This window comes from Kitasatospora sp. NPDC057512 (assembly GCF_042802135.1).
Taxonomy (GTDB): domain Bacteria; phylum Actinomycetota; class Actinomycetes; order Streptomycetales; family Streptomycetaceae; genus Kitasatospora.
On sequence record NZ_JBHVET010000822.1, the window covers coordinates 1 to 3,465 of the forward strand.

3 protein-coding genes are annotated in these 3,465 nt (G+C 74.9%); 1 reads left to right on the top strand and 2 read right to left on the bottom strand.

Annotation, left to right across the window (positions count from 1 at the left end; genetic code table 11):
- Positions 1-123: 123 nt before the first annotated feature.
- Positions 124-423, bottom strand: a complete 300-nt coding sequence (locus tag ACFU6K_RS34305) for a DUF6087 family protein (protein WP_380669800.1) — start codon at positions 421-423, stop codon at positions 124-126.
- Between the two features lie 131 nt (positions 424-554).
- On the bottom strand, positions 555-2,711 hold the full coding sequence (gene helR, locus ACFU6K_RS34310; protein ID WP_380669802.1) for an RNA polymerase recycling motor ATPase HelR: 2,157 nt from the start codon (positions 2,709-2,711) through the stop codon (positions 555-557).
- A gap of 470 nt (positions 2,712-3,181) precedes the next feature.
- Here helR and ACFU6K_RS34315 point away from each other — a divergent pair, with 470 nt between their 5' ends.
- Positions 3,182-3,418, top strand: coding sequence for a hypothetical protein (locus ACFU6K_RS34315; RefSeq protein ID WP_380669804.1), 237 nt, complete (start codon positions 3,182-3,184; stop codon positions 3,416-3,418).
- Positions 3,419-3,465: the final 47 nt, after the last annotated feature.

Sequence of the window (3,465 nt, forward strand, 5' to 3'; positions counted from 1 at the left end):
GAGGCCGGTCACGGCTCGGGGTCCGGTCGCAGCCTGGGGTCCCGTTACGGTTGGCGGTCCCGTTACGGCTGGCGGCCCCGTTACGTCTCGGGGGCCGGTTCGCGGCCCGGGCCCGCGCGGGACTCAGGGCTTGCGGTGGCGCCCCGGGGCCTTCCCCGGCCGCCGCGCCGGGCGCCCTGGCCGCGGCGCCCCCGCCCCCTCCGTCCCGTACAGGATCCGCTGGGCGGTGGCGTAGTCCTCGGCCACCGTCTCCGGCAGCCACTGGTAGCCGTCCCAGCGCACGATCAGCCTCGGTTCGCCCGGCAGCACATGGGCGCCCCGCTGCCGCCCGACCGTGAGCCGTACGACCCGCAACTGCCCGACCGGCCGCAGCCGTCGCTCCCGCCTGGCCGCCCACGACGCCAGCGGTTCCTCCTCGTCCATCGCCCCAGTCTGGCCTCCCGACGCCGTCGCCCGACACCTGCGTCACCCGACCGGGCGACGCGCGTTCCAGCCCCTCCGCTCCCTCCGTCCGCACCCCGCTCCCTTCGCCGCCTCTTCCGACGCTTGACGCTTCACCTGCTCCTGAGGACCACCAGCCGCTGGGTCGCCCTGGTCATCGCGACGTAGCGGTCGACCGCCCCCTCGACGCCCCCGCCGAACGCCTCCGGGTCGACCAGCACGACCAGGTCGAACTCCAGCCCCTTGGACAGCTCCGGGGTCAGCGACCGGACCCGCGGCCGTGCCTCGAACCCGGGGGCGCCGATCACGCAGGCGACCCCCTCGGCGTGCTCGGCGAGCCAGCCGTCCAGGACGGCGTCCAGCTCCGCCACCGACCCGTGCACGACGGGGATGCCGCTGCTGCGGACGGAGGTCGGCACGTTGGCGTCCGGCAGCGCGGCCCGGATCGCGGGCTCGGCCTCGGCCATGACCTCCTCCGGCGTCCGGTAGTTGATGCTCAGCGAGGCCACCGTGGTCCGGTCGAGCCCGATCCGCTCCAGCCGCTCCTGCCAGGACTCCGTGAACCCGTGCCTGGCCTGCGCCCGGTCCCCGACGATGGTGAAGCTCCGGGACGGGCAGCGCAGCAGCAGCATCTGCCACTCCGCGTCGGTCAGTTCCTGGGCCTCGTCCACCACGATGTGCGCGAACGGCCCGGCGAGCGGCTCCGGGTCGGCACCGGGCAGAGCCGTCTCGTCGACCAGGGTGTCCTGGAGGTCGCGCCCGCGCAGCATCGTCACCGCGCCCTCGCCGTCGTCGTCGGCCTGCAGCAGGTCGCCGATGACGTCGGCCATCCGCGCGCGCTCGGCGGCGGCCGCGGCCTCCCGACGGTGCCGGCGCCGGTCCGCCTCCGGATCGCCGAGCCGCTGCCGGGCCGCGTCCAGCAGCGGCAGGTCGGACACCGTCCAGGCCTGGGGCGCGTCCTTGCGCTGGAGTCCGCGGACCTCCTCGGGGGCGAGCCAGGGCGCGCACATCCGCAGGTAGGCGGGTACCGACCAGAGGTCGCCGACCAGGTCGGCCGCGTCGATCAGCGGCCAGGCCCGGTTGAGCGTCTCGACCAGCTCCCGGTCCTGCCGCAGCGACCGGCGGAACAGCTCGGGCGAGACCCCCGCGTCCTCGTCCAGCTTGTCCATCAGGATCGTGGCCAGCTCCTCCCAGATCTGCTCGCGGGCCTCGTTGTGCGGGGTGCCCGGGTCCGGCGCGTCGAACGCGTCGGACCAGTCCTCGGCGCTCAGCCAGAGGTCGGCCCAGTGGGTGGTGACCTCCATCCCCTCCGCGGGCGGCTCCTCGTAGAACCGGACGGCCTTCTCGATCGCCCTCACCATGTCGACCGAGGACTTCAGGCGGGCCGTCTCGGGGTCGCTCTCCGCCCCGGCCTTCGCCCCCTCGGCGACGAGGTCCCGCACGGTGCAGGTGCGCACCCCCTCCTCGCCGAGGCTGGGCAGGACGTCGGCGACGTAGGCCAGGTAGGGCTGGTGCGGGCCGACGAACAGCACGCCGCCGCGCCGGTGGCCGAGCCGGGGGTCGGAGTAGAGCAGGTACGCGGAGCGGTGCAGCGCGACGACCGTCTTCCCGGTGCCCGGGCCGCCGTCCACCACCAGGGCGCCCCGGGACCCCGCCCGGATGACGGCGTCCTGGTCGGCCTGGATGGTGGCCAGCACGTCCCGCATCCGGGCCGACCGGTTGCCGCCCAGGCTCGCGATGAACGCGGACTGGTCGTCCAGCGCGGCGTGCCCCTCCAGGGCCTCGGTGGCGAACACCTCGTCCCAGTAGTCGCCGATCCGGCCGCCTGTCCAGCGGTACCGGCGCCGGCTCACCAGGCCCATCGGGTCGGCGTGGGTGGCCGCGAAGAACGGCTCGGCCGCGGGCGAGCGCCAGTCGACCAGCAGTCGGCGCCCCTCACTGTCGGTGAGGCCGAGCCGCCCGATGTACACCGGCTCCGGGTCGTCCGCGCGGACGACCCGCCCGAGGCACAGGTCCAGGCCGAAACGCCGCAGGGCGCGCAGCCGACCGGTCAGCCTGTGCACCTCGATGTCCCGGTCCATCGCCTCCCGGCCGAGGCCGCCCGGCGCGCGGCGCAGCGCGTCGAGGCGGTCGGACAGCTCCGCGATCGACTGCTCCAGGCTCTCCGCGACGGCCGCGAAGTGCCGTTCGTCCTCGCCGATCAGCGCCGGGTCGGCCTTGGCGACGAGGCGGGCGGGGAGGTCGAACGCGCTGGTGGTGCGGCTGTTCATGGCATCAGCTCCGATCTGAGGCCTGCGATTGTGCGCCACCACGGGGGCCTTGCCGCAAGACCCCCCGTGCGCTATACGTTGAGAGTGGCAAGGGGTGGGTTCTCCCCCGGCCCGTCTCCGGTTCGTCTCCGAATCATCCCGGCTCCTTTCCGGCCGTGCTCGACCGCGCCCCGCTCCGCATCGCCCCTCACTCCCCGCACCGCGCCGCCCTGGCTCCCTGGGCAGCGCGGACCGTGACGCGCCTAGCCGAGGCGGCGCCGCGACGGCAACCCCGGCTCACCCGGGAGGCTTACCGCACAGCGGAGTTGGACCGCATCGGGTGGTGTCCGGGTGACGGCAACCGGACCGGTTCGTTGGGTGCTACGGCGGGGGTGGGTACCCCGGTAACGGGCAACTGCCGCCTCCCGCCGTGCGGTCCGAGCCACCGTCGGCCGCCCTACACCGCACCACCGATCCGAAGAGGTCCCGCAATGTCCGAACCATCTGCCACGCCGCAGTTCCCGAGCAGCCCGACGGGCTCGGCCGACGGCACCTCGGCCGGACCCGCCACCCCCAAGAGCCTGCTGGAGCAGATGCAGGAACTGCTCGCCTCCGTCAGCGCGGACCTCGCCGAACTCCAGGGCTCCGTCCCCGGGAGCGCCGACTCCACCGCCTATCCGACCGGCACGGACACCTCCGAGGCCTCGGACGCACCGGGCGCCCGGTAGCCGGCCACCCGGTCCTCCTCGGCCGGCCCGCCCTCACCGGGCGGGCC